At 70.4% G+C, this 24,489-nt stretch carries 22 protein-coding genes and 4 pseudogenes; 8 read left to right on the top strand and 18 right to left on the bottom strand.

Translation table 11 applies throughout. The annotated features are described in order from the left end of the window. Window positions 1-46 precede the first annotated feature (46 nt). The 5 genes and pseudogenes from K1T35_RS35405 to K1T35_RS35380 all read right to left on the bottom strand — a co-directional run bounded on the left by K1T35_RS35405 (window position 47) and on the right by K1T35_RS35380 (window position 6,975). Complete coding sequence (locus K1T35_RS35405; protein ID WP_220256086.1) at window positions 47-829, bottom strand: SDR family NAD(P)-dependent oxidoreductase; 783 nt, start codon at window positions 827-829, stop codon at window positions 47-49. Between the two features lie 75 nt (window positions 830-904). Beyond that, a pseudogene (locus K1T35_RS49910) lies at window positions 905-2,215 on the bottom strand (MFS transporter); the annotation flags it as partial. 89 nt (window positions 2,216-2,304) lie between these two features. Continuing rightward, window positions 2,305-3,912 (bottom strand): FAD-dependent oxidoreductase, encoded by a 1,608-nt coding sequence (locus K1T35_RS35390; protein WP_220256083.1) that lies wholly within the window; start codon window positions 3,910-3,912, stop codon window positions 2,305-2,307. 32 nt (window positions 3,913-3,944) lie between these two features. Beyond that, on the bottom strand, window positions 3,945-5,258 hold the full coding sequence (locus tag K1T35_RS35385; RefSeq protein WP_220263048.1) for an aminotransferase class I/II-fold pyridoxal phosphate-dependent enzyme: 1,314 nt from the start codon (window positions 5,256-5,258) through the stop codon (window positions 3,945-3,947). Between the two features lie 292 nt (window positions 5,259-5,550). Further along, window positions 5,551-6,975 (bottom strand): aldehyde dehydrogenase, encoded by a 1,425-nt coding sequence (locus K1T35_RS35380; protein WP_304940833.1) that lies wholly within the window; start codon window positions 6,973-6,975, stop codon window positions 5,551-5,553. Window positions 6,976-7,157: 182 nt separating this feature from the next. Between K1T35_RS35380 and K1T35_RS35375 the strand changes: the two genes are divergently transcribed. Together K1T35_RS35375 and K1T35_RS35370 are read left to right on the top strand one after the other, a co-directional pair. After that, the gene (locus K1T35_RS35375; protein ID WP_220256082.1) at window positions 7,158-8,129 is read left to right on the top strand and encodes a helix-turn-helix domain-containing protein; all 972 of its coding nucleotides are present in this window, start codon (window positions 7,158-7,160) and stop codon (window positions 8,127-8,129) included. A 79-nt stretch (window positions 8,130-8,208) separates the two neighbouring features. Then, window positions 8,209-10,167 carry a primary-amine oxidase gene (locus tag K1T35_RS35370; RefSeq protein ID WP_220256081.1) on the top strand — a complete coding sequence of 653 codons (1,959 nt, stop codon included), beginning with the start codon at window positions 8,209-8,211 and terminating at the stop codon, window positions 10,165-10,167. A gap of 197 nt (window positions 10,168-10,364) precedes the next feature. Here the strand turns inward: K1T35_RS35370 and K1T35_RS35365 are convergent, their stop codons facing one another. From K1T35_RS35365 to K1T35_RS35355, 4 genes are all read right to left on the bottom strand, one after another. Beyond that, window positions 10,365-10,580 carry a hypothetical protein gene (locus tag K1T35_RS35365; RefSeq protein ID WP_220256080.1) on the bottom strand — a complete coding sequence of 72 codons (216 nt, stop codon included), beginning with the start codon at window positions 10,578-10,580 and terminating at the stop codon, window positions 10,365-10,367. A gap of 249 nt (window positions 10,581-10,829) precedes the next feature. Beyond that, a complete protein-coding gene (locus K1T35_RS49375; protein WP_255621077.1) occupies window positions 10,830-11,357 on the bottom strand; it encodes a LysR substrate-binding domain-containing protein in 528 nt (175 codons plus the stop codon). Then, window positions 11,354-11,830, bottom strand: coding sequence for a LysR family transcriptional regulator (locus K1T35_RS49370; protein WP_255621076.1), 477 nt, complete (start codon window positions 11,828-11,830; stop codon window positions 11,354-11,356). Before K1T35_RS49370 ends, K1T35_RS49375 begins: the two co-directional genes overlap by 4 nt. Window positions 11,831-11,868: 38 nt before the next feature. After that, on the bottom strand, window positions 11,869-12,699 hold the full coding sequence (locus K1T35_RS35355) for an IclR family transcriptional regulator (protein WP_220256079.1): 831 nt from the start codon (window positions 12,697-12,699) through the stop codon (window positions 11,869-11,871). Between the two features lie 129 nt (window positions 12,700-12,828). On the opposite strand from K1T35_RS35355, the gene K1T35_RS35350 reads away from it, so the two are divergent. The 3 genes and pseudogenes from K1T35_RS35350 to K1T35_RS35340 all read left to right on the top strand — a co-directional run. Continuing rightward, complete coding sequence (locus K1T35_RS35350; RefSeq protein ID WP_220263046.1) at window positions 12,829-13,755, top strand: PDR/VanB family oxidoreductase; 927 nt, start codon at window positions 12,829-12,831, stop codon at window positions 13,753-13,755. A gap of 18 nt (window positions 13,756-13,773) precedes the next feature. After that, window positions 13,774-14,997, top strand: a complete 1,224-nt coding sequence (locus K1T35_RS35345) for a cytochrome P450 (protein WP_255621075.1) — start codon at window positions 13,774-13,776, stop codon at window positions 14,995-14,997. A 61-nt stretch (window positions 14,998-15,058) separates the two neighbouring features. After that, window positions 15,059-15,673, top strand: a pseudogene (locus K1T35_RS35340) (IclR family transcriptional regulator); the annotation flags it as partial. Between the two features lie 215 nt (window positions 15,674-15,888). Here the strand turns inward: K1T35_RS35340 and K1T35_RS35335 are convergent. The 8 genes and pseudogenes from K1T35_RS35335 to K1T35_RS35305 form a co-directional block, all read right to left on the bottom strand. Further along, window positions 15,889-16,665, bottom strand: coding sequence for a 2-keto-4-pentenoate hydratase (locus K1T35_RS35335; protein ID WP_220256078.1), 777 nt, complete (start codon window positions 16,663-16,665; stop codon window positions 15,889-15,891). After that, the gene (locus K1T35_RS49365) at window positions 16,662-16,898 is read right to left on the bottom strand and encodes a fumarylacetoacetate hydrolase family protein (protein ID WP_255621074.1); all 237 of its coding nucleotides are present in this window, start codon (window positions 16,896-16,898) and stop codon (window positions 16,662-16,664) included. The genes K1T35_RS35335 and K1T35_RS49365 overlap by 4 nt, the downstream gene beginning before the upstream one ends. Window positions 16,899-16,903: 5 nt before the next feature. After that, on the bottom strand, window positions 16,904-17,437 hold the full coding sequence (locus tag K1T35_RS35330; protein WP_255621073.1) for a 2-keto-4-pentenoate hydratase: 534 nt from the start codon (window positions 17,435-17,437) through the stop codon (window positions 16,904-16,906). Window positions 17,438-18,125: 688 nt separating this feature from the next. Continuing rightward, window positions 18,126-18,296, bottom strand: coding sequence for a transposase (locus K1T35_RS35325; protein ID WP_220256077.1), 171 nt, complete (start codon window positions 18,294-18,296; stop codon window positions 18,126-18,128). A gap of 7 nt (window positions 18,297-18,303) precedes the next feature. Continuing rightward, window positions 18,304-18,972, bottom strand: coding sequence for an NADPH-dependent F420 reductase (locus K1T35_RS35320; RefSeq protein ID WP_255621072.1), 669 nt, complete (start codon window positions 18,970-18,972; stop codon window positions 18,304-18,306). 710 nt (window positions 18,973-19,682) lie between these two features. Next, window positions 19,683-20,333, bottom strand: a complete 651-nt coding sequence (locus K1T35_RS35315) for a TetR/AcrR family transcriptional regulator (protein ID WP_220256076.1) — start codon at window positions 20,331-20,333, stop codon at window positions 19,683-19,685. 205 nt (window positions 20,334-20,538) lie between these two features. After that, window positions 20,539-20,697 (bottom strand): annotated as a pseudogene (locus tag K1T35_RS35310) (IS630 family transposase); the annotation flags it as partial. Window positions 20,698-20,877: 180 nt separating this feature from the next. After that, window positions 20,878-21,759 carry a LysR family transcriptional regulator gene (locus K1T35_RS35305; protein WP_220256075.1) on the bottom strand — a complete coding sequence of 294 codons (882 nt, stop codon included), beginning with the start codon at window positions 21,757-21,759 and terminating at the stop codon, window positions 20,878-20,880. Between K1T35_RS35305 and K1T35_RS49905 the strand changes: the two are divergent. Continuing rightward, window positions 21,725-22,087: pseudogene (locus K1T35_RS49905) on the top strand (tautomerase family protein); the annotation flags it as partial. The gene K1T35_RS35305 and the pseudogene K1T35_RS49905 overlap by 35 nt on opposite strands. A gap of 473 nt (window positions 22,088-22,560) precedes the next feature. Here K1T35_RS49905 and K1T35_RS35300 read toward each other — a convergent pair. Then, window positions 22,561-23,016, bottom strand: a complete 456-nt coding sequence (locus K1T35_RS35300) for a MarR family winged helix-turn-helix transcriptional regulator (protein ID WP_220256074.1) — start codon at window positions 23,014-23,016, stop codon at window positions 22,561-22,563. Between the two features lie 200 nt (window positions 23,017-23,216). On the opposite strand from K1T35_RS35300, the gene K1T35_RS49360 reads away from it, so the two are divergent. Further along, entirely contained in the window at window positions 23,217-23,381 is a 165-nt protein-coding gene (locus K1T35_RS49360; protein ID WP_255621071.1) for a hypothetical protein, read from the top strand. A 32-nt stretch (window positions 23,382-23,413) separates the two neighbouring features. After that, window positions 23,414-24,394, top strand: coding sequence for an amidohydrolase family protein (locus K1T35_RS35290; protein ID WP_220256073.1), 981 nt, complete (start codon window positions 23,414-23,416; stop codon window positions 24,392-24,394). Window positions 24,395-24,489: the final 95 nt, after the last annotated feature.

The following is a 24,489-nucleotide window of genomic DNA, read 5'->3' as shown; positions in this document are numbered from 1 at the left end:
CGCGCAGCAAGGGGTGGCGTGCAACCCCATCCATCGGTGAGTCGGGCTAGGCGAGCCACCCACCGTCGATCAGCAACGACGCACCGGTGGTGTAGGTGGATTCATCACTGGCGAGGAACAGGATGGAGCGTGCGATCTCGTCGTAGGTCCCCTCGCGGCCGATCGGTACCAGCTCCGCGGCCCGGGCGGAGCGGGCTCTGACCGCCTCCTCGGTCATGCTCGCCTTGCGGTCGTTCACGATGTTCTCCAGGAATCCGGGGCAGACGCAGTTCGCTCGGATCCCTTCGTGTGCGTGGTCCCGGGCGACCGAACGGGTCAACGCGATGAGCGCCGCCTTCGAGATGCCGTAGACCGCCTCGCGGGGTGAGGCCTTCGTGCCCGCAGAGGACGCCGTCGTGATGATCGACCCGCCGCCTTCGGCCGCCATGATCGGGACGCATTCCCGGACGAACAGGTAGGCCGACTTCAGGTTGACGTCGATGACCTTGTCCCAGACATCCTCCTCGGTCTCGGCGAGCGAGGTTGCCTCCAGCGGATCGATGCCGGCGTTGTTGAACAGGACGTCCACGCGTCCGTAGGTCTCGAGGGCCACGCGCACGGCCTCCCGGGCCGTCGAGGCGAGCGAGACGTCACCGACGACCGCGACGGCTTCGGCGCCGGCATCGGTGAGCTCCGCGACGGCATCCTCGAGCGGCTGCTCGGCCCAGTCGACCAGCACCAGTCGAGCGCCCTCGGATGCGAACTGGCGCGCCGCGGCCAGCCCCAGTCCGGCGGCGGCGCCGGTGGCGAGGACGACTCGTCGGGTGAAACGTGCAGGGGTGGCATTCACATCTGATAACCCTCGGGGTCTGGCGGTGGGGTGGGGGCCTGCGCGTCGGCTGGTGCTCGCCGGGTGGAGTGGTCAGGAGCGTGTGGTCACAGTCGCGTCGGCTTCGTCGGCTTTGTTGGCCTTGTCGGCGGCCCACGGCTGGTCGACGTCGAGCATGTCCCGGCGGAACGTCTCGGGCAGCCGGGCGATGACGAGCAGGCCGAGCAGGCCGAAGGCGACGAGGTAGTAGCCGGGCATCAGCTTGGTCCCGAATGCGGAGATGAGCGCGGCGGCGACGAACGGTGCGGTTCCGCCGAAGAGCGCGTATGCGGTGTTGTAGCCCAGCGCGGCTCCGGAGTAGCGGACCCGGGTCGGGAACAGCTCGGCTTGCATGACGACCACGGAGACCGAGATCGCGGTACCTGGGATGATCGCGATGATCTGACCGACGATGGCCCCCACGAGGCTGCCGCTGCTGATCAGGATGAAGGCCGGGATCGACACGACGACGAGCGCTACGGTGCCCCACAGCAGGAGTGGCTTGCGGCCGATCCGGTCGCTGAGTGTCGCGTAGAACGGTACGAGCGCGGCCGCGAAGAGCAGTGTGGCCGAGGTCGAGAGCAGCGCCGGGGTGGTGCCGAGGCCGATCGTGGAGACCAGGTAGGTCGGCAGGTAGGTCTTGGCGACGTAGGAGGCGACCGCCTCCACGCCCACGATCGCGATCAGGAACAGCAGCGGCTTCTTGTGGCGGGCGAGCAGTTCCGCGACCGGGGCCTTCTGCAGGCTGCTCGCTTGCTCCTTGGCCAAGGCGGCCTGGAACGCCGGGGTCTCTTCGACCTTGAAGCGCAGGTAGAGACCGGTCAGCGCCAATGGGAGGGCGAGCAGGAAGGGGATTCGCCAACCCCACGCCGCCATTGCCTCGGCGCCCAGACTCGCGTTGAGCACGGCCACGAGCGTCGCGGCCGTGACGAACGCGACGATGCCGATCGCCTGGATGCTCGAGGTCCACAGGCCGCGCTTGCCGGGGGTGCCGACTCGGCGAGGAACGTGGCGGCGCCCGAGGTCTCGCCGCCGGCGGACAGGCCCTGCAGCAGCCGGCAGATGATCAGCAGGATGGGCGCGGCGATGCCGATCGAGGCGTAGGTCGGGAGCAGTCCGATGGTGACCGTGGCCCCGCCCATCAGCAGGATCGTCGTCGCGAGGATCGCGCGCCTGCCGAACCGGTCGCCGAGGTGTCCGAACACGATCGCACCGAAGGGACGGGCGACGAACGCGACACCGAAGACGGCGAGCGCGGACAGGAGCGAGACCGTGGGGTCGACGCTCGGGAAGAACAGTGTTCCGAGTACGGTTGCGAGGTAGCCGTAGGCACCGAATTCGTACCATTCAGCCAGGTGTCCGAAGCAAGCACCCAGAATGATTCTCCGCGATGGCTGTGGCGGGCGTGACGTGGTGTCGGCGGGTACTTCTGCTGAGGCCATGACGTGCTCCTTCGACTACGCTGAAGACGACCGGTCCCGGATTTCTGCGGATTCTCCGATCACCAGTCCGGTGGTGAGGGAGGGGCCGAGCGACGCGCCGTTCCCGGCATATCCCGGACCCATGAGAGCGGCCGCCGTCTCGCCGCAGGCGAACAGCCCAGGCACGACGCCACCGGCCGCGTCGAGCACGGCGCCACGGGCGTCGGTCACCAACCCGCCCTTCGTGCCGTTCATGCCCACGGTGATCGGTACGGCGTGGAACGGTGGGGTCTCGATCCTGCCCAGGCAGGGGCCGTGGGTGCTGTCGCCGTTGAAGGTGTCGTGCCCGTTGCCGCCGCGGCCGAACTCGGGATCGATGCCGCGATCGGCGTGGTCGTTCATCGCTGCCACCGTGCGGGTCAGCGTGTGCTCGGGGACGCCGAGCTTGCGGGCCAGCGACGGCAGGTCCGGCGCCGTGACGAACCAGTCCGGGACCGGGTCGGCAGCGGCCACTCCGGGGACCGGATACCGGCTTGCGAAGCGTGCGTCGAGCACCAGCCAGGCCCGGGCGTTGGGGAAGGTGTGGGTGGCGGGGTCGAACGCGAGAAACGCCTTGGCCAGGTCGTTGTAGGAGCTCGCCTCGTCGGCGAAGCGCTCGCCCGCGGCGTTGACCAGCACCGAGCCGGGACAGGCGAGCTCCCGGACTACGTTGCGCGCCGCCGCGGGAGCGCCGGGGGTCGTGGAAGGGACGCGGGTGGCGGGCGTCCACCAGGCTTCGGACATCCCGCGTAGGTGCCCCCCTGCCGTGAGGCCCAGGCGGATCCCGTCACCGACGGCGGTGGGCACACCCAGCGGCAGGATCTCGGTCAGGGGCAGGAAGTCGCGCCGCAGCCCGGCGTCGTGCGAGAACCCGCCGCAGGCCAGCACGACTGCTCCCGCTGCCCGCAGGTGGACCTGCGTGCCGTCGGCACGGCGTGCGGTCACGGACCAGCCGTTCTCACCGTCGGCCATGCCGACCACCCGGTGCCCGGTCCGGAACTCGACGCTGCGCCGCAAGCCGGCGGCGACCAGGCCCGCGACCAGTCCCGATCCCTGTGTGCGGACGCCGGTGGCCCGCCGCTGGCGCAGGACCTGCGGGTCGAGCCCGGTACGGGACTCGGCCCCGGTGAGCGGCCCGCGGGCGGGCGAGGTCGCGACCGTGTCGCGCAGTTCGCCCAGGTCATCGGTCGGGACCGGCATCGGCTCCAGCGACCGGCCGAAGCGCGCACCGGGCCAGTCGGGGTGGTAGTCGTCGCGGGCCACGGCGGCGAGTGGGACGCCCAGCTCCTGTTCGAGGTAATCGGCGAGGCGGGGACCGTTGTCCAGGAACGCCTCGAGCTGCTCGTCGGGCGTGCCGCCGAGCGTCACCTGCCTCAGGTAGACCAGCGCGTCTCGGCGGTCGTCGGGATAGCCGGCCTCCCGCATCCGGCGGGTGCCCGGGATCCACATCTGGCCACCGGACAGCGCGGTCGTGCCGCCGAGCAGGTCGGCGGCCTCGAGGACCAGGACGCGGGCGCCCCGGTCCGCTGCGGCACACGCCGCGACCAGCCCCGCACCACCCGATCCGACGACGATGACGTCGTGGTCGGTCGTGGCGTCCGTCACCTGCGGTCTCCTTCCGGGCCGGTCGGAGTGGGTCAGCCGGCGTCGCGGCTGAGCTGCTCGATCCGCGCGTGCAGCTGCGGTAGCACGGTCTCGGTCTCGGGCTTCATCAGGACGCTGCGCAGGACGCGCCCGTGCCCGACGTCCGCGGTGACCGTGTGCCCCCGCGCAGCCAGGGCGTCGGCCGTCACGTCGTAGGTGGCCACGAACACGGCTTCGTCCGACCGCAGCGCCATGCCGGCGTCGAGGATCCGGCCGGAGCTCCGGTCGACATCCGAGAGCCGATCGCGGCGGGGCAGGTAGGTCACGATGTCGAGCTCGGGTGCCTGGTAGGCCGCGAGCTCGGTCGAGGCCGCGAGCAGTTCGGCCCAGCGCAGGGCGGCACGGCGGCCCGGGCGCAGGACCGCGCCGAGCCCCTCGGGGGTGAGCGGCAGCAGCTTGAGCGTCAGCCACAGCGCCGCCGCCGATGCGCCGGAACGTGAGCACTCCAGGGAGATCTCCCCGAGGTGCATGTCGTCGGAGGTGAAGTAGGTGTAGGGCGAGTCGTGGACGTAGTGCGCCGCCACGGCGGGGTCCCGGAACAAGACCGCACCGCAGCCGTAGGGCTGCAGGCCGTGCTTGTGCGGGTCGATGACCACCGAGTCGCAGTCGGCGATGGCCTGGAACGGCGCGGCCGCCACGCCGTCGGCGGAGTCGTCGGCGATGAGCCGGAAGAACCCGCCGTAGGCGGCGTCGACATGGATCCGCGCGCCGTGACGGGTGCACAGCTCCGCGGCCTGGTCGATCGGGTCGATCGCTCCGAGGCCGGTGGTGCCGGCGGTCATCACGACCGTGCCGACCGAGCCGGTGCGCAGCAGCGCCTCGAGCGCATCGAGGTCCATCCGGCCGGCCCGGTCGGTGGCCACGGCGTGCCCCGTCACCCCGAGCAGGTGGCACATGCGGCTGTGCGTGTAGTGGGCGTCGGCGCTGTAGGCGATGCCCTTTCCCGGGTGCAGCTCGCGCGCCACGAACAGCGCCTCGAGGTTGGCGATGGTGCCGCTGCTGGTCAGGTGCCCGAGGTGCTCGCCGAACCCGAACATCGTGGCGAGCTGCCCGACCACCTCGCGCTCCATGCGGGCCGTGGCCGGACCGCCGTCCAGCGCGTGGTTGTTCGGGTTGATCAGCATCGTCGTGACGTAGCCGAGCACCGCGGCCGGGTGCGGCGGCTTGAGCATCTGCCCGATGTAGCGGGGGTGGAAGAACGGGTAGTTGTCCCGCAGCCTCGTGGTCAGCTCGGCGTGCGCGCCGGCCAGCGCCGTGGCGTCGACGTCGAGCGAGCCGTGCGGTGCATAGGGTCCGAACTCGTCCATCCACCGGGCGATCTCGCCGACCGCGTCCTGTAGGTGGTGTCCGAGCTGCTGCGCACCGGCGGGCCCGGCGCGAAGGGGTGACTCGGCGGTCATGGGTGCTCCTGGGGTTGTGGCGCCGGCATCAGACCTGCTCACCGAGCTTGAACGGCGTGTGGCGGTCGCCGTCGGTCGCGAGCGAGAAGGTCGACGACCGGGAAGCGGGCACCTCCGTGGTTCTCCCGCCAGGTGCCGCCGATCCACAGGTCGGTGTGGACCCCGGACAGTACCGCCGCCTCGTGTGCCTCCACGTCGCTCACCGCTCGGTCCAGATGCTCTTGACCTCGGTGAACGCGGCGACGGCCTCCCAGCCCATCTCCCGTCCCACCCCGGACGACCGCATGCCGCCCCAAGGGGCAGCGGCATCCATCACCGGCGGCAGGTTGAGGTACACCGTTCCGGCCCGGACCTGCCCCGCGATGCGGTTGGCGCGACCGATGTCGCGCGACCAGATCACCGCGGCCAACCCGTAGTCGGAGTCATTGGCAAGTGCGACGACCTCGTCCGGGTCGTCGTAGGTCAGGACGGACAGGACCGGACCGAAGATCTCCTCGCGGGCGACACGCATTTCCTGGGTCACGCCGGCCAGCACGGTCGGCCGGTAGAAGTAGCCGGCCATCCCGGGACGCTCCCCACCGGTGACCACCTCGGCGCCTTCGTCGCGCCCGATCTGCACGTAGGAATCCACGCGGACGACCTGCTCCTCTGACACGAGTGGCCCGACCTCCGTGCCGTCCGCGAGCCCGGGTCCCAGCCGCATCTCCGACGCTGCCCTGGCGAGCTTGTCGACGAACTCATCGGCCCGCCGGCGGTCGACGTAGAGGCGGCTGTAGGCGGCGCACACCTGACCGGAGTTGAGGAACCCGCCGGCGAGGTTGCCCTGCACGGCCTGGTCGACGTCGGCGTCTGCGGTGACGATGCTGGGGGTCTTGCCACCCAGCTCGAGGGAGACTCGCCGCAGGTCGCGCCCGCACACCGCAGCGATCTCGCGTCCGACCTCGGTCGATCCCGTGAAGGAGATCTTGGCTACCCGGCGGTGTGCCACCAGTGCCTGCCCGACGTCGGGGCCGCCGGTCACGACGTTGACCACGCCGGCGGGAAAGCCGGCCTCCTCGACGAGTTCGGCGAGGCGCAGGGTGGACAGCGGAGTCTGCTCGGCCGGCTTCACCACGACGGTGTTGCCCGCAGCCAGCGCGGGCGCGAGCTTCCAGACCAGGATCGTCAGGGGGAAGTTCCACGGCGTGATCAGCCCGCAGACCCCGAGGGGCTCGCGGTGGGTGCGGTGGTCGACATCGGGGACCGAGACCGGCGTGGTCACACCGGTGATCTTCGTGGCCCAGCCGGCGTAGTAGCGCAGGTGCTCGACGGCGTTCGGCACGGAGAATCCGGCGGAGACGGGGAGCGGCTGCCCCTGGTCGGTCGTCTCGAGCCGGGCGATCTCGTCGGCGTTCTGCTCGAGCAGGTCGGCCAGGCGCAGCAGCAGCAGAGCCCGGCCCGCGGGCGAGAGCGCGGACCAGCTGGGGTCCTCGAAGGCCCGAGCGGCCGCCGAGACCGCCGCGTCGACGTCCGCCGGGGTGCCCATGGCGACGTTCGCGATGACCTCACCGGTAGCGGGGTCGTGCGTCGCGAAGGTGCCGGTGCCGGCTGTCCATCGGCCGTCGATGAGCATCTCGACGCGCACAGGGTGTCCTTTCGTCGGCGACCCGGCCCGGCCTGACGGGCGGCCCGAGGCACGTTCGAAGAGGATGTGCCCCCGGACCCGGAACCGTCTTGACCAGCGGCGCACGCCGGCTGTGCTGTGGACGAACGCCTGAAGTGTGTGCGTAACTGGGCGACGCCGTTCTGATATGCGGAGGCCGATCGATGCCGACCCGGACCCTCACCTGCGAGTCCGTCGACGAGTGGCGGAACGCGGTCTCGACGTCCTTCGTGCCGCTGCGCGCCGAGGCGGCTCCCGGGACGTTCCGAGGGCGCATCCAGACTGCGGAGAACGGCGGCGTCCACTTCAGCACCATCGAAGCGGACCCACACCGCGCCCTGCGCACCGCGACCCTCGCCCGCGGCACGGACGGGCCGTTCTTCAAGGTCAGCCTGCAGCTCACCGGCAGCCAGCTGCTGACCCAGGACGACCACCGGGTCGTGCTCCGGCCGGGTGATCTGGCCATCTACGACAGCACCCGCCCGTACTCGCTCGAGTCGAGCGCGCCGTTCAGCTCGCTGGTACTGATGTTCCCGCACGAGAACCTGCAGGTTCCCGCGTCCGACATCGCCACCGTCGTCGGGACGAACCTCGCCTGCGACGACGGGGTCGGACCGCTGGTGTGCCGGATGCTGGGGCAGATCGCGTCCGACCTCGACGCCCTCATGACACCGGGTGGGGGGCGCCTCACACATTCCGTGCTCGACATGGTGGCCACGGCGCTGACCGAACGCCTCGCGGTGCAGCTCGGGCACACCGATCACGAGCACCGCACTCTGGCGCTGCGGGTCCGCGCCTTCATCGAGGCCCACCTGGCCGAACCCACGCTCGGGCCGGAACCGATCGCTGCTGCGCATTACGTCTCGACGCGGCACCTGCAGAAGGTGTTCAAGGCCGAGGGGCACACGGTCACAGGGTGGATCCGCGGACGTCGCCTGCAGCGGTGCCGGGAGGAGCTCGTCGATCCGCTGCACGCCGGCCGCTCGGTGTCCGCGGTCGGCGCGCGGTGGGGCTTCCCGGACGCCGCACACTTCAGCCGGGTCTTCAAGGCCGCCTTCGGAATGACCCCGAGCGAGTGGCGCGTCCAGGGTTGTGACCTCCGCGCCGCGGCGACGGGGCGGGTGCCGATCCGTTGAGGTGAAGGTGTACGCGTCCGGTCAACGTCCGGTCCGACCTGGTCAAGACCGCACCGTCGCCACGCTCGACACTGTCGCCATGACCGTCACCACGCCGCGCTCACGGGCCGAGGACGTCGAGGTCGCGCACCCTCTCGACCCGCTCACGGCCTCCGACGTCACCCGAGCCCGCGCCGTGCTGGAGTCCACCGGTCGCCTGGCACCGAGCACCCGGTTCGCCTCGCTGCTGCTGCGCGAGCCGGCCAAGGACACGGTTCGTCGTCACCGGCCGGGAGACGCCGTGCCGCGCCGGGTGGAAGCGACCCTCCTCGACGTGGCGACAGGGGCGATCGCCGAAGTGTTGGTCGACTTCGACGGCGCACGGGTCGAGTCGTGGACCGACGTGGACCCCACCGAGGCGCCTTACGGCCAGCCGCCGGTGCTGTTCGAGGAATACGACCGCTGCGCGGACCTGATCAAGGCCGACCCGCACTGGCAGGCTGCGATGGCCCGGCGGGGTGTCACCGACACCTCGCTCACCTTCGTCGCACCGCTGTCGCCGGGCTTCTTCGACGTACCGCGGGAGAAGGGACGCCGGGTCCTGCGCGGGTTGACCTTCCTGCGGGACCACGTCGAGGACAGCCCGTGGGCGCACCCGGTCGAGGGCCTGATCGCGGACGTGGACGTGATCTCGAGCGAGGTTCTGTGCGTCGAGGACGCAGGGGACGTCCCTGTTCCTGCAGCGGACGGGAACTTCGACCCGGCATCGGTCGGGCCGGCCCGGACGACCCTCAAGCCGATCGAGATCACCCAGCCGGAGGGGCCCAGCTTCACGGTGGCCGGATCCCTTGTCCGCTGGGAGAACTGGGAGCTGCGAGTCGGGTTCAACGCGCGCGAGGGCCTCACGCTGCACCAGGTCGGGTTCACCACTGACGGCGAGACGCTCCCAGTGCTGTACCGGGCGTCGGTTCCGGAAATGGTCGTCCCCTACGGCGACCCTTCGCCCTTCCGGCACTGGATCAGCTACTTCGACGCAGGCGAGTACCTGCTCGGCAAGAACGCGAACTCGCTGCGGCTCGGGTGCGACTGCCTTGGAGTCATCCACTACCTCGACGCGGTCGTTGCGGATGATCACGGCAGGCCCGTGCGTATCCCGCAGGCGATCTGCATGCACGAGGAGGACTACGGGATCCTCTGGAAGCACACCAACGTGCTCACCGGAGCGGTGGAGACCCGCCGGTCGCGACGCTTCGTCGTGTCGTTCTTCGCCACCATCGGCAACTACGACTACGGCTTCTTCTGGTACTTCTACCTCGACGGATCCATCGAGCTCGAGGTCAAGGCGACCGGCATCGTGTTCACCGCAGGCGGGCATCCCGGCACTGCGAACCCGCACGCCAGCGAGATCGCCCGAGGTCTGTTCGCCCCCTTCCACCAGCACCTGTTCTGCGCCCGTCTGGACGTGGAGATCGCAGGGAGCGGCAACTCCGTGCACGAGATCGACATGGTCGGCGTGCCCACCGGCCCCGACAACCCCCACGGCAACGCCTTCACCACGCGCACGACGCCGCTGAGGTCGGAGTCAGAGGCTGTGCGGATGGCCGATCCCGCAGTCGGGCGGGTCTGGCGGATCTCCAACCCGAGCACCCGCAACGCGGTCGGTGCGCCGCGGGCCTACCACCTGCACCCGCACCCGGGGCCGACCCTGCTCGCCCAGCCGGAGGCCACGGTCGCGCAGCGGGCCGCCTTCGCCCGCCGGCACCTCTGGATCACCCGCTTCGACGAGTCCGAGCGCTACCCCGCGGGCGAGCGACCCAACCAGCACTCCGGAGGTGCTGGGCTGCCGGCCTGGACGGCGGCGGACCGCTCGATCGTGGACACCGACGTCGTGCTCTGGCACGTGTTCGGGCCGACGCACGTCCCACGCCCTGAGGACTGGCCGGTGATGCCGGTCGACTACTCCGGCTTCAGCCTCAAGCCGAGCGGTTTCTGCGACCGAAACCCGGCCCTCGACCTGCCCGGCGGCACATCCGCTGCCTGTCACGATCGCGCGACGTAAGCATTCATCAAGTACGGCGGCTTTCGGTGCCCGACCTGATTTGAGCGTGATCGGAGATTCCTGTAGCGACAAGCCGCGGTGAGGAACGGCGGCCGCGCGGAGCGAGCGGGCTGGTCCATGCGGTGGCCGGAGCGGCGGTGGCCGGAGCCTCGCCGGGAGCAGCATCTGGCCTGATCGCCGCAGCGGTGGCAGACGCCCTAGCGAGGATCCGTGGCGGCGGCGATCCCTGTGTGATCCTTGGATCGGGCCCGCAGCCGGGGGGCGACCACGACGAGGGCCACCACGGCGAGCGCCCCGGGGATGAGGGCCGCGAGCACCATGCCTTGGGCGCGGCCCTGCAGGCCCAGCAGGATCCCGCCGGCTGCGGGGCCGACGATCGAGCCCACCCGCCCCATGGCCGCGGCCCAACCCACACCGCGCGTCGACCTGCACGCCGGCCAGGGAGTTGTCGGCGCGTCGACTGCTGGTGCCCGACACGAAGACCAGGTTGCCGACCACCTTGACGTGCGGATAGGCCCCCCGCGGGGTGGCCTTGCCGTCGAGCACCTTGCTCACCGGTGGGCTCTGCGGCGTCCGTTCTCGATGGGGCATGACGGTGACGCTAGGTGAGGCCGAGAGGGCCGACCAATGCCGAAAAGCGCGCGACCCATGCCCGCGGCGGCTCAGCGCGGGGTCATGGTGGGACCGGCGCTCGCGCCGGATGCTCCCGCGGCGAGCCCGAATCCCGGGTGTTCCACCCTCTCGACCTCCTCGCCCAGCGCAGCGAACATGGCCGTCGCGGCGTGGCTGAGACGCCGTCCCTCGGCCACGGTCACTCCCACCAACGTCCGTACGCCGTCCAGCTCGAGTGGCAGGGCGGTGAGCCCGGGCTCGAAAGCGACCAGGCCGGGCAGGGCGGCCACCATGTCGGTCTCCATGAGCAGCCGCAGGACGGCGAGATGGGCCGTCACCTCGACACGGTCGACGGGGAACTCGTGGCCGTGCCGCGCGAAGTACTCCTCGAGCTCGATCCGAAGGGTGGTCTCGGCCCCGGGGAGGATCCAGGTGTGGTCGAGCAGGTTGGACAGGTCGATCCGAGCACGGGTGGTCAGCGGGTGCCCATCACGGACGATGATCCGGACCTCCTCCTCGTACAGTGCATGCCGCCGGGTGTGTTCCGGAGTGGGCCCGCTGATCCTCCCGAGGATCATGTCGACCCGCCCAGCGGCGAGCTCCTCCAGCAGGAACTGGGCGTCCCCTCCCGCACGATGATCGTCAGCAGCCGCCGCTCCCGCTTCAGGCGGGACACGGTTCGCGGGAGCAGCAGGTTGGAGCCGGCCACGTGGGTGCCGATGACCACCCTCCCCCGAGTCGCGTTGCGGATCTCGTCGAGGTGCCGTTCGGCCTGGTTGACCTGGGCGAGGATGGCCCGGGCGTACTCGGTGAAGGCAAGTCCCAGCTCGTTGGCCTCCACGCCGCGGGGGCCACGCTCGTACAGCTCGACGCCCAGGACCCGCTCGAGCTCCTGCAACCCTCGGGTCACCGCGGGCTGGGTCACGTGCAGCGCTGCGGCTGCCCCGGCCACGCTGCCCCGAGCCGTGAGAACGTCGGCCAGGATCAGGTGCCGAAACTTCAAACGGCCGTCGAGGAGCTTGCCCGCCCCCATTGCCGGCCCCGTGACCATGCTGCCGGATGGTAGCCGGATGGGCGGTCAGCGCCGGTCTATCCGGTCAGTCGGGGGTTGCCGGGGTGTCGTGAATAGGGAGCCTTCGTGGCAGCGGCGGTGAGTGATCGGCTGATGCCGCGGGCGGCGGCCAGGAGTACCGGCACGCAGGCCTCCGCGTGGCCGTCGTTGGGGACGATCACGGACAGCGCTGCCACCACCTCGTTCAGGGCGCCCCGCACCGGCACGGCGACCCCGGTCGCGTCCACGTGGACGTGGCCCTCCGTGAGGGCGTAGCCGCGTCGGCGTACCTCGGCCAGCGTCGCCCGCAGTGCATCGGGAGTCGTGATCGTGTCGGCGGTGTAGCGCTGCAGTGGTGCCCGGAGGACGCGTTCCTGCACCTCCGGCGGGCTGTGCGCGAGGAGCAGCTGCCCGGACGAGGAGATGTGGAGCGGCATGCGGCCGGCGATCCGGGTGTAGTTGATCACCGCATCGCGTGCCGACAGCCGTTCGAGGAACAGCACGTCCGCACCGTCCAGCACACCGAGTTGGGCGTGGTGGCCGACCACGGCGTGCACGTCCTCCAGGTAGGGCAGGGCCGCCTCGCGCAGCGACCGGGTCGGCGACGCCCTGGCTGCGAGCTCCCACAGCCGGACCCCGACGCGGACCTCCCGGTCGGGCCCCCGCTCGAGCAGCCCGTGGGCGGTGAGCTCGGCGACGAGCCGGGATGCCGTCGCGACGTGCAGGCCGGTCCGGCGGGCGATCTCGGACACGCGCAGGGACGTCTCGTCGGGTGTGAACGCGGCGATGATCCGGACAGCGCGCGCGAGGGACGACTCCCCGGTGGCGGCGCGCGGCACATCGGCAAGTGTCGCAGGTTTCTCGTCCATTGAGAACGGGCTTCGTCGCCGGGGCGGGGTGCCGGACTCTTCGGGCAACAACCAGGAGGTCGAGTGATCCACACGTTGACGGGTGTGATCGGCACCGAGAAGGGCGCGGTCTCCGCCGACGTCGCCCCCCTGCGCGTCACCGCCAAGGAACTGGTGGCCGAGGACGTGGTGACGCTGGAGCTGGCCTCACCCGCCGGCCTGCGGCTGCGGGACTGGGCGCCCGGGGCCCACATCGATCTCCTGCTGCCGAACGGGATGACCCGCCAGTACTCCCTGTGCGGGGACCGCTGGGACCCGTTCACCTACCGGGTCGGGGTGCTGCGCGAGCAGGCCGGCGGCGGTGGATCCGCCTACGTGCACGACGAGCTCGCGGTCGGGGACCCGGTCGAAGTGGGCGGTCCCCGGAACAACTTCGCGCTGGTCCCCTCGGAGCACTACCTGTTCGTCGCGGGCGGTATCGGCATCACGCCGTTGCTGCCGATGGTGCGGCAGGCCGACATGCTCGGCGCCGACTGGCGCCTGCTCTTCGGCGGCCGTCGTCGGGCGTCGATGGCGTTCCTCGACGAGTTGGCGGGCTACGGCGATCGGGTGCAGGTCGTTCCGCAGGACGAGTTCGGCCTGCTGGACCTGCCCGGTTTCCTCGGCGCACCCCGTGCGGGCGTGAAGATCTACGCCTGCGGACCCGCGCCGCTGCTGGCGGCCATGGACGGTGTCTGCGCCGACCGGAGCCCGCACACCCTGCGCGCCGAACGGTTCGTGAGCGACGAGCCCCCTGCCGCCGTCCGCCGGGCCCCGTTCGACGTGGAGCTGGCCCGCACCGGGGTCACTGTGACCGTTCCGCCCGAGATGACGATCCTCGAAGCCGTCGGGAAGGTCGGGGTGGAGGTGCTGTCCTCCTGCCGCCAGGGCATCTGCGGCACCTGCGAGACCACGGTCCTCGCCGGCGAGCCCGACCACCGCGACGCCCTGCTGGAGGACCACGAGCGCCGAGCAGGCGACTGCATGTTCATCTGCGTGTCCCGTGCCCGCAGCGACCGTCTCGTTCTCGATCTCTGACCGCAAAGGGGCGTATCCGTGACCGCGATCCTGGGCTCTGGCACCACGCTGCCGACCAACGACACCGATCCCTTCAGCCACGAGGTGCTGGAGGACCCGCTGCCGCTGCACACCGAGCTGCGCGACGCCGGGCCGGTCGTGCACCTCTCGCGCTACGACGTGTACGCCTTCGCCCGCTACGAGCAGGTGCACGCCGCGCTGGTCAACTGGCAGGACTTCCAGTCGGCGGCCGGCGTGGGACTGTCCAACTTCCGCTACGAGAAGCCGTGGCGCCCGCCCAGCCTGCTGCTCGAGGCCGACCCCCCGCACCACGACGCGCCGGCGAGGGTGCTGACCAAGATCATCGGTCCGCGGTCCCTGCGCCGGCTGCGCGAGCAGTGGCTCGCCGACGCCGAGCAACTCGTCGCGGACCTCGTGGCCGGCGGCGACGAGTTCGACACCCAGGAGTTCGACGCGGTCGGCGCACTGGCCGAGGCGTTCCCGCTGCGGGTGTTCCCCGACGCCGTAGGCATCGGGAAGGAAGGCCGGGAGAACCTGCTGCCCTACGGCGACTTCGCGTTCAACGCCTTCGGCCCGAGCAACGACCTCGTCGCGCAGGGCGCGCCGCGGATCGCCGAACTGTCCGGGTGGGTCAGCGCCCAGTGCGCCCGCGAGGCGCTCACCGACGAGGGGTTCGGCGCGCAGATCTGGGCAGCGGCCGACCGCGGCGACATCACCCCCGAGCAGGCGCCCCTCATCGTCCGATCGCTCCTGACGGCGGGCGTGGACACGACCGTGCACGGCCTGTCCGCTGTGCTCTACGGATTCGCGACCAACCCCGAGCAGTGGCAGCGGCTGCGCGAGCAGCCGTCGCTGGCGCGCGTCGCCTTCGACGAGGCGGTTCGATGGGAGTCACCGGTGCAGACCTTCTTCCGCACGGCCACCGTCGACGTCCGCGTGGGCGACCACGTCGTCCCGGAGGGCAAGAAGATCCTCATGTTCCTCGGGGCGGCCAACCGCGACCCGCGGCGCTGGGACGACCCCGACTCGTTCGACCTGTCCCGCGACCCCTCCGGTCACGTCGGTTTCGGGATGGGGCTCCACCAGTGCATCGGCCAGCACATCGCACGGCTCGAGGCCGAGGCGCTGCTCACGGCCCTGGCCCGGCGGGTGCGCAGCATCGAGCTCGCCGGCCCGACCGTGCGGCACCACAACAACACCCTGCGGGCCTGGGAGAGCGTCCCCGTCCGCGTCCGCCTCTAGCCCAGCGGAAACCTGGATCCGCCGATTTATGCACCGGACTTCCGGTTCGGGACACTAGGGGATGCGTTCCAGTGAGCGAGACGTTCCGGTGTCGCTGATCGGTCGGGTGTCGAGCGTGTTCGACGCGTTCGGCGCCGAGGACACGGAGCTGCGGATCGGTGAGATCGCGCGCCGGACCGGGCTGGCGAAGGCCACCGCGTCGCGGCTGGTCACCGAGCTCGTCGAGCACGGGTTCCTGGAGCGCTCGGGGCAGAACGTACGGTTGGGCCTTCGGTTCTTCGAGCTCGGCGAGCGGGCCGCTCGGCCACGGGAGCTGCGGCAGCTCGCGCTGGCGAACATGGCGGACCTGCGCAACGCGACCCGTCAGACCGTCCATCTGGCCGTGCTCGACGGCACCGAGGTCGTCTACGTTGCCAAGCTGCGCAGCCGGGCCGCCCCGCCCATGGGGTCGCGGGTGGGCGGCCGGTTGCCGGCCCATGCCACTGGGGTGGGCAAGGCGCTGCTGGCGTGGGCTGAGCCGACGGTGGTGGACGCGGTCGTGGCCGACGGCCTGCCGGCTCTGGGGCCGACGACGATCACCGACGAATCCGCGCTGCGCGCCGAGCTGGCGGCGATCCGGGAGCGCGGCGTCGCGTACGAGTGCGAGGAGTCGGGGCCCGGAGTGTTGTGCGCGGCAGCTCCGATCACGCCACAGGGAACGGTGATCGCCGCGCTGTCGGTGACGGCGCACGTCGGCGACGTCGACGGCGGTGCAGCTGGGCATGGCGGTGCAGACCTCGGCGAACGCGCTGGGACGGGAGGCGGCACGGAATCCGGTTTTCGCCCGCTTGTCGTGGGCCGACCTGCGCTGAGCAGCCGGGGGGCGGGTCAGCGCAGGTCGGAGACAGCCGCTCAGCGGCCGGCGAGCTCGATCGCGCCCAGCCGGTCGATCGACGCGGTAACGACGTCACCGGGGCCGACCGGGACCGCGGCGGTGAGCCCGCCCGACAGCACGATCTGCCCGGCGGCGAGCCCCTCGCCGTCGGCGGAGAGCTGCCGCACCAGCCAGGCGACCGCGGCCGCGGGGTGGCCCAGCGACGCGGCGCCGGAGGCGGTGGCGACCACCTCGCCGTTCTTCTCCAGCACGACCCCGACCAGGCGCAGGTCGATTCCGGTGGGCGCGACGGGGGCGCCGACGACGAACCGGCTCGCCGAGGTGTTGTCGGCGACCACGTCGGCCATGGTGAAGTCGTAGTCGACGAACCGGGAGTCGAGGACCTCGATCCCGACGGCGACCCCGGAGGACGCCGCGAGCACGTCGGCCGCGGTGACGTGCGCGCCCTCCAGGTCGCGACCGAGGATGAACACGATCTCCGGCTCGCAGCGCGGCTGAATGAGCACCGACGTGTCGAGCGGCTCGCCCAGGTCCACCGCGCCCGCGGCGGGCAGGAAGCCGTAGATCGGGCTGGACACCCCGACCTGGGCCTGCTTGGCGCGCGAGGTGACGCCGAGCTTCCAACCGGCGAGAACCCCGGCGGCGGCGCGCAGCTCGCCCTGCACCCGGTAGCCGGTGAGAATGTCGAGCCCGGGGAAATCGTCGGTCAGCTTGGTGATGGCGATGCGGTCGGCGACGGCCTTGCTCAGCCGGCCGGCCAGCTCGGAGACGTTCACCGGGACGTTCCTGCTCATGCGACCCTCACCGTGACCGGCCCGAGCCGGTCGAACTCGGCCCGGAACACGTCGCCCGGGGTCATCGGAACGGCGGCGTGCAGCGCGCCGGTCAGGATCAGGTGCCCCGGCTCCAGGGCCACGCCGTGCTCGCCCAGGGTGTTGGCCAGCCAGGCGACGACGGCGACCGGGTCGCCGAGCGCGGCGGCTCCGGCCCCGGTGTCGACCAGCTCGCCGTTGCGGGTCAGAGTCATCCCGATCAGCCGGGGGTCGAGATCGTCGAGGGGACGATCCGGCTCGAGGTGGCCATGGCGCCGTTGGAGGCGAGGTCGGCGACGGTGTCAGCGAGCTTGATCCGCCAGTCGGCGATCCGGGAGTCGATGATCTCCATGCCGGCGACCGCGCCGGCGATCGCGGCGCGTGCCTCGGTGACGGTGACCCCGGGGCCCTCGAGGCGCTCGCCGAGGACGAAGACGATCTCGGCCTCGACCTTCGGCGAGATGAACGCCTCCAGCGGGATCGCGTCACCGGTGCGGTAGACGGTGGAGGCCAGCACCGGGCCGTAGTCGGGCGTGTCGATGCCCAGTGCCTTCTGCATGGGCGCGGCGGTGAGCCCGACCTTGTGCCCGACGATCCGGTCGCCGTCGGCCAGCAGGAGCCGCACGAGCTCCTGCTGGATCGCGTAACCGTCGGCCATGCCGAGGTCCGGCTCGGCGTCGGTGAACGGCGGGATGGGGGTGCGGGTGCGGCGGGCGTCGTAGAGGGCGCGCGCCCTCTCGGGCACGGTGTTCATGCGGTCTTCTCCTGGGCGGTCTGCTCGCGGGCCGGGTTCTCGTGGGCGATGACGGAGTTGGCGACGCCGAGGCTCATGTTCTGGTGGCCGTGGTAGCCCACCCAGGCGTCGTAGCCGACGTCAGCAGATCGGTGCCGATGTTCCCCGGGCCGAGAATGGCGACCGGGATCCTCTGCTGCTGCATGCGTGGGACTGTCGCATCAGCTCGGTCCGACCGGGAGAGAGACTCAATAGGTGGAATGGGGAAGCTCGGGCACGATGACGGCGCAACCGAGGCCCGCGCTCGACCGACTGGTCCATTTCCGCCGGCGGCAGGTTGCCTGGAGGAGCCGCACTCGGACCGAAGGCTGCCGGCATATCCGGTGCTCGCCCGACCGGTACGGTCACTCAGTCCGGCTGCGGCTCGGGAATCAGGTGCGCCAAGGGGTGGGCAGTTCCTTCGCCGTGCTGCAGGTGGTGCTCAGTACTGCGTACGCAGGCTCAAGCGACGTGTATGGAGGCCAGGCAATCCCACTCGCTTCCGGCGAGCCGTTGGTGATGAACCCAGTCCAAGCTCCGTGCATGATGTCGGTGGCCGACTTGATGGTGTCCTGTGCCCTGGGCGGTGACCCAGGGCAGGTGTCGGCCGAGTCGGGTCGTAGCGCCGCAGCAGCCGCCGGATCCCGAACAGCGGGTCGCCGGTGCGGCCCTATCGATCAGCGCGGTGCCTGAGCTGGTCGTGCTGGATGCGGCGGCGAACGTCGTCGACGGCTGCGAACCCGAGCCGCACGACATGGAACGCCTCCAGTACCCGGACCGCGTCGGGCAGGCTGGTGCGCAGCGCCGAGGCGTAGCCACGGTACGGCCGCGCCCGCGCCAACTTGCGGTTACCGCGTTGCGGTGGCCAGTGCCACGCGGATGGCGTCCAGGCCGACCGGCTGGCCCTTCTCGTTCGAGGCGGGCCCGTACGGGGTTCCCCACACCGGCGTGCCCGTCGCCTGCCGCCAGCTATCGGCCAGCGGTCCCACGTCCACCGCGCTGTACCCGATGGATTCGATGAATTCGGTCACCGCCGCCTTCGCCGGCGCGGAGTCCCCGGCGATCGGCAGGTACGAGCGGTCGGCCGCTCCCGCGGGGCGGGCGAGTGACAGCAGGTGCTTGAAGAAGATGTTGTTGAACGCTTTCACGACCATGGCGTCCGGGAGGTACCGCAGCAGCAGCTCGCTCGAGGTGAGCGACTTGCTGTCGAGCTCGGGAATGTGCCCGTCACGCTCGGGGCCGTAGTTGCACGTGTCGATGACCGTCTTCCCGGCCAGTGGCGCGGCGGGCAAGTTGGGGAAGGACTTGACAGGCACCGTGACCACGACGATGTCACCGGCCGCCGCGGCCTCCCCGCTCGTCGCCGCGGACGCCCGCGGCCCCAGTCCTGCGGCCGTGTCCGCGAGCGTCTCGGGACCGCGCGAGTTGCTGAGCACGACCTGGTGGCCTGCCGCGATGGCGAGTCGCGCGATGGTGCTGCCGATGTGTCCGCTTCCGATGAATCCCACAGTCGTCATATTTTCTGCGTCACTCCAGATTTCCTGTCGGCCCCACGGCCGATCGATGTCCGGGCACCGTCCATGAGGCCACCTCAGGCTCAGGGCGGCGGTCCTGAGGTCTAAACGGAGCAGTGCCCCTAATATACGGAGCAGTGCTCCGATATGCAAGGACCGACGAGCTAGCCACGACTCCACGGCCGGCCGCAGGGCGGCGGGGGCGGCGTCGATGCGGCGTTGACGCCGCCCGGCCGCGAGCCGCTCGCCCTGGACGACGGGCCGGTGCGGGTTGCGCTGCCAGCACGCCGAGTACAACCCGAGCCCGGCATGGCGCAGCACCCGGCCGCAGCCGCGACACGGCTGGGGTGGCTTCTTGCCCGGCCGGGGGCGGGAACAGGTGCCGCACCAGCCGGTGGCCTCGCGCAGCAGGCTGAGCAGGTGCGGGTGGCGTTCACGGGGTGGTGTCGGGCGCTGGCCCTGGACCCGGTGCTGCCTGACCCGGCCGGGCCGGCGTGGGGGATGGTCTCGCTCCCGGCGGCATCGCCGTTCTGCGCAGCGAAGTGTGCATCAAACGAGACGGCGGCGCACCTCGCCCGCTACGACCAGAGACCATACGGCCCCAGGTCCGCACCGAATGGCGGCGGCAGTCAAGAAAGGCGCCTCAGTGTCCGGGGTTAGCCCTCTCCAGGGAGCGACCTTGACGGCAACAGCGCCTCGATTCGGTACTGGCGTTACCTGGCGCCCAACTCCGCTGAGGTTTGTGATCCACTAACTCGCTCGTCGCGAAGATATTCAGACGCGGACCTGAGGGTTTTCTCACCGACGCCGCTGACTGCCCGACTGGTCAGGATCGCGCCCGAGATCACACCGAAGAGATGATCGGCGCGTTGCGCGAGCGAGGGCTGGTCATAGAGCCACGCAAGCGCCCCGACCAGCGCGAACAGGTCAGTGCCATCGATGTCGGCCCGTACTATGCCCCCCGCCTGAGCGCGCTCGAGGAGCCGCGCGCCTGCCTCGTGCAGCTCAACACACGAAGCATTGAGTGCGGATTCCGTGTCCTCGATGGCGGCCATCAGCAGCGCCGTAACGCCCCGGAACTCGTGTGAGATCGCGACGCATCCGCGGAGCCATGAAACGAGGGCTTCCTGGGGTGCGTCCGACGTTTCGAGCGTGGCCGCCTGGGCGGTCAACTTGTCGACTTTCGTGCGGATCAGCGCCTCGAGCAGCGCCTCCCGCGTCGGGAAGTGACGGTAGAGCGTGCCGAGCCCGACGCCCGCTCTGCGTGCGATGTCACGTAGCGACGCGTCTATGCCCTCCTCAGTCACGACGTCGCGCGCGACCATGAGGAGGCGGTCGTAGTTCTTCCTGGCGTCGGCTCGCATATGCCTCCCAACCTCGCAAGTGGGGCAGTGCTCCACGTATGCGGGGCACCGATCCGTTTAAGATAGCCCACCAGCGGCGAAAGGGAAACTGGCGGCCTGGACGGCAGCGGCCTCCCCATAGCGGGACCGTAAGAACAACGGTGTAACTCCGATCATGGAGGTAGCACCTGATGACTGACGTGACGCCCGAGCCGCAGCCCGTGGACCCGCGGGCGACTTTGGTGAGGATCTCGTCGGCGGTCGCGGTCCAGATGAACGGCTTGGGATTGTCGTTGTGGGCGGCGACGTATTCCTCGATCCTGGCGATCAGATCGGGCACGGAGTGGAACGTGCCGCGGCGTAATGCTTTGTCGGTCAGCTGTCGACCGGCGTTTTCGTAAACGGGTTGGCCGAACGGCTGCGGTGACCCGACAGCGGTGACAGCAGAGCCGAATGCGGCTCAAGCTCGGCGCCACGCAGGCCACGAGGGCCTTTGCTCAAGATTTTCCGGACGGTGCGGGGCGATCAGTCCGGGTGGGGGAGGTCGGGCTGGTGGTCCGGCGGGCTATTGGGCGAGGTCGGCCGCGTGTTGGCGGAGGGCGTGGACGAGGGCTCGAGTCGGCGGCGTGGTGGGCCCGGGCAGGCGAACGAGGCTTACGCGGCGTCGTTCCTCGGGAAGGTCGTCGATGCTGATGAGGCGGACGCCGGGCGGGATAGCGGACAGCAACGTCGAGGGAACGGTGGTGATGCCTGTTCCGGCTGCGACGAGGTGCAGTTTGGTCAGCCAGTCTCGGGTGGCGTGGTGGATGCGGGGCCTTCCGGGCAAGCCCGGCCAGACGCCGAGCAGCGGCTCGTCAACGCCGGCTGGGCTGCCAATCCACGTCTCACCAACGAGGTGCTGAGCGGTGAGGCTGGCGCGGTCGGCGAACTGGCCGCTTGCAGGCACCGTCAGGACCAGGCGGTCGTCCAGCAACGGTTCCACTCGCAGGGGTGGATCGTCGGTGTCGGGTGAGCGGTGCGGTGGCCGGGAGGACAGCAGGGCGAGGTCGAGGGTGCCGGTGCGCAGCGACCGCACCAGCGATGGGGTCGTGCCCTCCCGGGTCATGACCCGGGTGCGGGGGAGTTGCTGGCGTAGGGCTGCTAGGGCGCGGGCCACGAGCACCGCTCCTGCGGCGGGGAAGAATCCGAGCCGCACAGGGCCGGTGTCGTCCTCCGCACCGCGCAGCTCCCGGTCGGCCGCGTCCAACGCATCCAGCGCGGTCACGGCGTGTCGCAGCAGAGCACGGCCCGCCGAGGTCGGCCGCACACCGCCAGAACAGCGGTCGAACAGCCGAACGCCGGTGGCCTGCTCCAGGGCTGCGACCTGCCGGGAGACAGCCGACTGCGTATAGCCCAGCGCCTGGGCCGCGGCCGTGAAGGTGCCTCGCTCGGTCACCTCGCGCAGCACCCGCAGCCCGACCAGCGTGACGTCCTACCTCCGCCAGGGAACCACTCCCGCCCACCGCCGCAACGTCTCCACCGCCATCCACAAAGCCATGGTCGACGTCTTGAAGGTCCCCCAGGACGACCAGTTCCACGTCTTCCACGAGGTCACGCCCGACAACTTCCACATGCAGTCGGTCGTGTTCGGCCTGCCGCGCAGCGAGCGCACCATGTTCATCCAGCTGTCCTTCAACCAGCGCACAGCCGAGCAGAAGAACGAACTCGTCAGCAACCTCCGGCTGTCCGCCGATGTCCCCGAAGAAGACATCATGATGGTGGTCCTCGAAACAGCCCGCGAGAACTGGTGGGCCGCCGGCCGCGTCGTCAACCCCGAAACCCGGCTACGACGCGCGCATGACCGACGTCCCTGCCGAAAGCCGTGTGGGTCGCGCCTGAGCAAGCAGCGCGGGTGGCGCTCAAACGTCGTACGTCTGGCCGCTCCTGCCACCGGCATCCTCCGGCTCACCGCGGCCTTCTATCCACGCGGACCCCGGCGGCGACAGCGGCCAGGCGCTCGCCCTGCCCGGCGCCCTCTATGCCACGCCGCAGGAGGAGACGCCCGGCCCACGTCGGTGAGAGCGCGGGCCGGGTGCCCGGAGCGCGCGACGGCAGTGTCGTGCACAAACGCGGCCGACGGGTGGTCGGGATCGATCACATCGGCTCCACCCATGACCTCTACCGGGTCGAACGGTCCGCCCGCTTGGCCAAGTCCGACCTGGCCCGATCGGGTTCCAGCAAGAACATCACCACCCCGGATCCCGACTGCCTACTCGACCCGTCCAGCGCCGTGCCGTGCTCGCGCGAGGAGTTCGGTCTCGATCCGCCGAAGGGTCGAGCTCACGGCCTCGATCTCGTTGGGGTCGGAGACGATGCCGTCGAGCAGGCGACTCCAGACGTCGTGCAGACGCTTCAGGTTGTCGTGGGCCCGCGCGGTGGGGTAGAGGCGTACTCGCCGAGCGTCGTGTTGATCGACTTCGCGGCGCACCATGCCCTTCTTCTCCAGGCCCCGCACCGCCCTGCTGAAGTTGCTGGAGATGAGCCGTGTCGCCTCGGCTGCCGCGCCGGCCGTCGTGCCCGGGCTTCGGTCGATGAATCGCATCACTGCGCTCTCCAGCGGCGTCCACGACTCGGCTGGGAACTCCTTGGACGCGTAGATCAGCCGGCCGACCGCCAGGATCAGGTCGGCGAGCTCGAACAACCGTTCCGCGTGCGCTTCGGACACCCGATCATGGTATCTTTGCTGTCAACTGATAGCTGTCATTTGACAGGAGACAGGGTGACCGCCGATTCGCAACGCCATCACCGTCCCGCTCCTCCTCGTGCTCGCCCTGGCGTTGTCGCCGGTCAACGTCGCCTGGCTGCCGTTGCCGATCTTCTTCGCGGTTTCGTCACTGGGGGTTCATCCTCGGCCCGGCCACCGCGATGGCCCTGAATGCGGTCCCGGGTGCCGTCGGCGCCGGATCGGCCGTGCTGGGCGCGGCCCAGTTCGGGCTCGCGGCGCTCGTCTCGCCGCTCGTCAGCCTCGGTGGTGACCCGTTCCACGGTCCCCGCCGCGACCCCATCAACCCGCCGAAGCCCGTCGGCTGAACCACCACCACGACAGGAGCAGTGACGCAGCTATGACGCTCATCGCGATCGAAGAACACTGGATGATGCCCGACCTGACGTCCGCCCTCACCGCCCTGCCACCGCAGGTTCGTGACGAGAGCCTTGCCTTCAACGAGATGGGCGACCACCAGCAGCGCCTGGAGGACCTGGACTCGGGCCGGCTCGCGGCGATGGACGAACAGGGCATCGACGTCTCGATCCTCGCCCTGACCCCGCCGGGCACCCAGCCGCTGCCCTCCACCGACGCCCTGCGGCTGAGTCGTAGCGCCAACGACGTCGCCGCCGCAGCCGTCCGCCGCCACCCGTCCCGGTTCCGGGCCTTGTCCACCCTGCCCATGTCCTCACCGAAAGACGTCGCCGGCGAGCTCGAACGCGCGGCGGCCCTTGGTCACGTCGGCACCATGGTCTACGGCCGATCAGGTGACGTCTTCCTCGACGACCCCCTCTACGACGACTTCTTCGCGGCTGCGGCCGAACTCGGTCAATCCGTGTTCATCCATCCTCAGCTGCCGTCGCGGGCCGTTCGCGACGCGTCCTACCGCGGCTTCGATCCCATGACCGACCTCGCCCTGGCCACCTTTGGTTGGGGATGGCACCTGGACGCCGCGACCGCGGCACTGCGGCTGATACTGCGAGGCACCTTCGACCGGCATCCCGACCTCCAGGTCGTGCTCGGCCACTGGGGGGAGATGCTGTTGTTCTGGTTGGACCGGGCCGGCAGTCTTTCTCGCGTCGCCGGTCTGCAACGGTCAGTGGCGGAATGCATCAGGTCGAACTTCTTCATCACGGCCTCCGGTATGCTCAACCCGGCGCTGCTGCACCACGCCCTGTCGGTGACCACGATCGACCGGTTGATCTTCTCCACCGATTACCCCTTCCAGCACCCGACCGCGGAAGACATCAATTCCTTCCTAGGGCACTTCTCCTCCGATTCGGCTCGCGAGAAGTTCTCCTCGGGCAACGCCGCATCGTTGTACGGCATCGACATCTGAAGTTGCGGCGCCAAGCGCAGGTTCGTGTGCTCGGCAGGGAGGCAGGGTCATCGAGAGCCCGGACCCGTCGTGGACACCGAGCGTCGAGGGCTTGG

Source organism: Pseudonocardia sp. DSM 110487 (assembly GCF_019468565.1).
GTDB lineage: Bacteria > Actinomycetota > Actinomycetes > Mycobacteriales > Pseudonocardiaceae > Pseudonocardia.
This window is presented reverse-complemented; position numbering and strand designations above follow the sequence as displayed.

Bases quoted from the DNA above. Each gene is read 5' to 3' on its own strand.
- K1T35_RS35375 (WP_220256082.1), top strand. From the start codon at position 7,158: ATGCCGACCCGGACCCTCACCTGCGAGTCCGTCGACGAGTGGCGGAAC.
- K1T35_RS35330 (WP_255621073.1), bottom strand. From the start codon at position 17,437: ATGAACACCGTGCCCGAGAGGGCGCGCGCCCTCTACGACGCCCGCCGC.
- K1T35_RS35335 (WP_220256078.1), bottom strand. From the start codon at position 16,665: ATGAGCAGGAACGTCCCGGTGAACGTCTCCGAGCTGGCCGGCCGGCTG.
- K1T35_RS35355 (WP_220256079.1), bottom strand. From the start codon at position 12,699: ATGGACGAGAAACCTGCGACACTTGCCGATGTGCCGCGCGCCGCCACC.
- K1T35_RS35290 (WP_220256073.1), top strand. From the start codon at position 23,414: ATGACGCTCATCGCGATCGAAGAACACTGGATGATGCCCGACCTGACG.
- K1T35_RS35315 (WP_220256076.1), bottom strand. From the start codon at position 20,333: ATGCGAGCCGACGCCAGGAAGAACTACGACCGCCTCCTCATGGTCGCG.
- K1T35_RS49370 (WP_255621076.1), bottom strand. From the start codon at position 11,830: ATGGTCACGGGGCCGGCAATGGGGGCGGGCAAGCTCCTCGACGGCCGT.
- K1T35_RS49375 (WP_255621077.1), bottom strand. From the start codon at position 11,357: ATGATCCTCGGGAGGATCAGCGGGCCCACTCCGGAACACACCCGGCGG.
- K1T35_RS35385 (WP_220263048.1), bottom strand. From the start codon at position 5,258: ATGGACGAGTTCGGACCCTATGCACCGCACGGCTCGCTCGACGTCGAC.
- K1T35_RS35370 (WP_220256081.1), top strand. From the start codon at position 8,209: ATGACCGTCACCACGCCGCGCTCACGGGCCGAGGACGTCGAGGTCGCG.
- K1T35_RS49360 (WP_255621071.1), top strand. From the start codon at position 23,217: ATGGCCCTGAATGCGGTCCCGGGTGCCGTCGGCGCCGGATCGGCCGTG.
- K1T35_RS49365 (WP_255621074.1), bottom strand. From the start codon at position 16,898: ATGACTCTGACCCGCAACGGCGAGCTGGTCGACACCGGGGCCGGAGCC.
- K1T35_RS35320 (WP_255621072.1), bottom strand. From the start codon at position 18,972: ATGACGACTGTGGGATTCATCGGAAGCGGACACATCGGCAGCACCATC.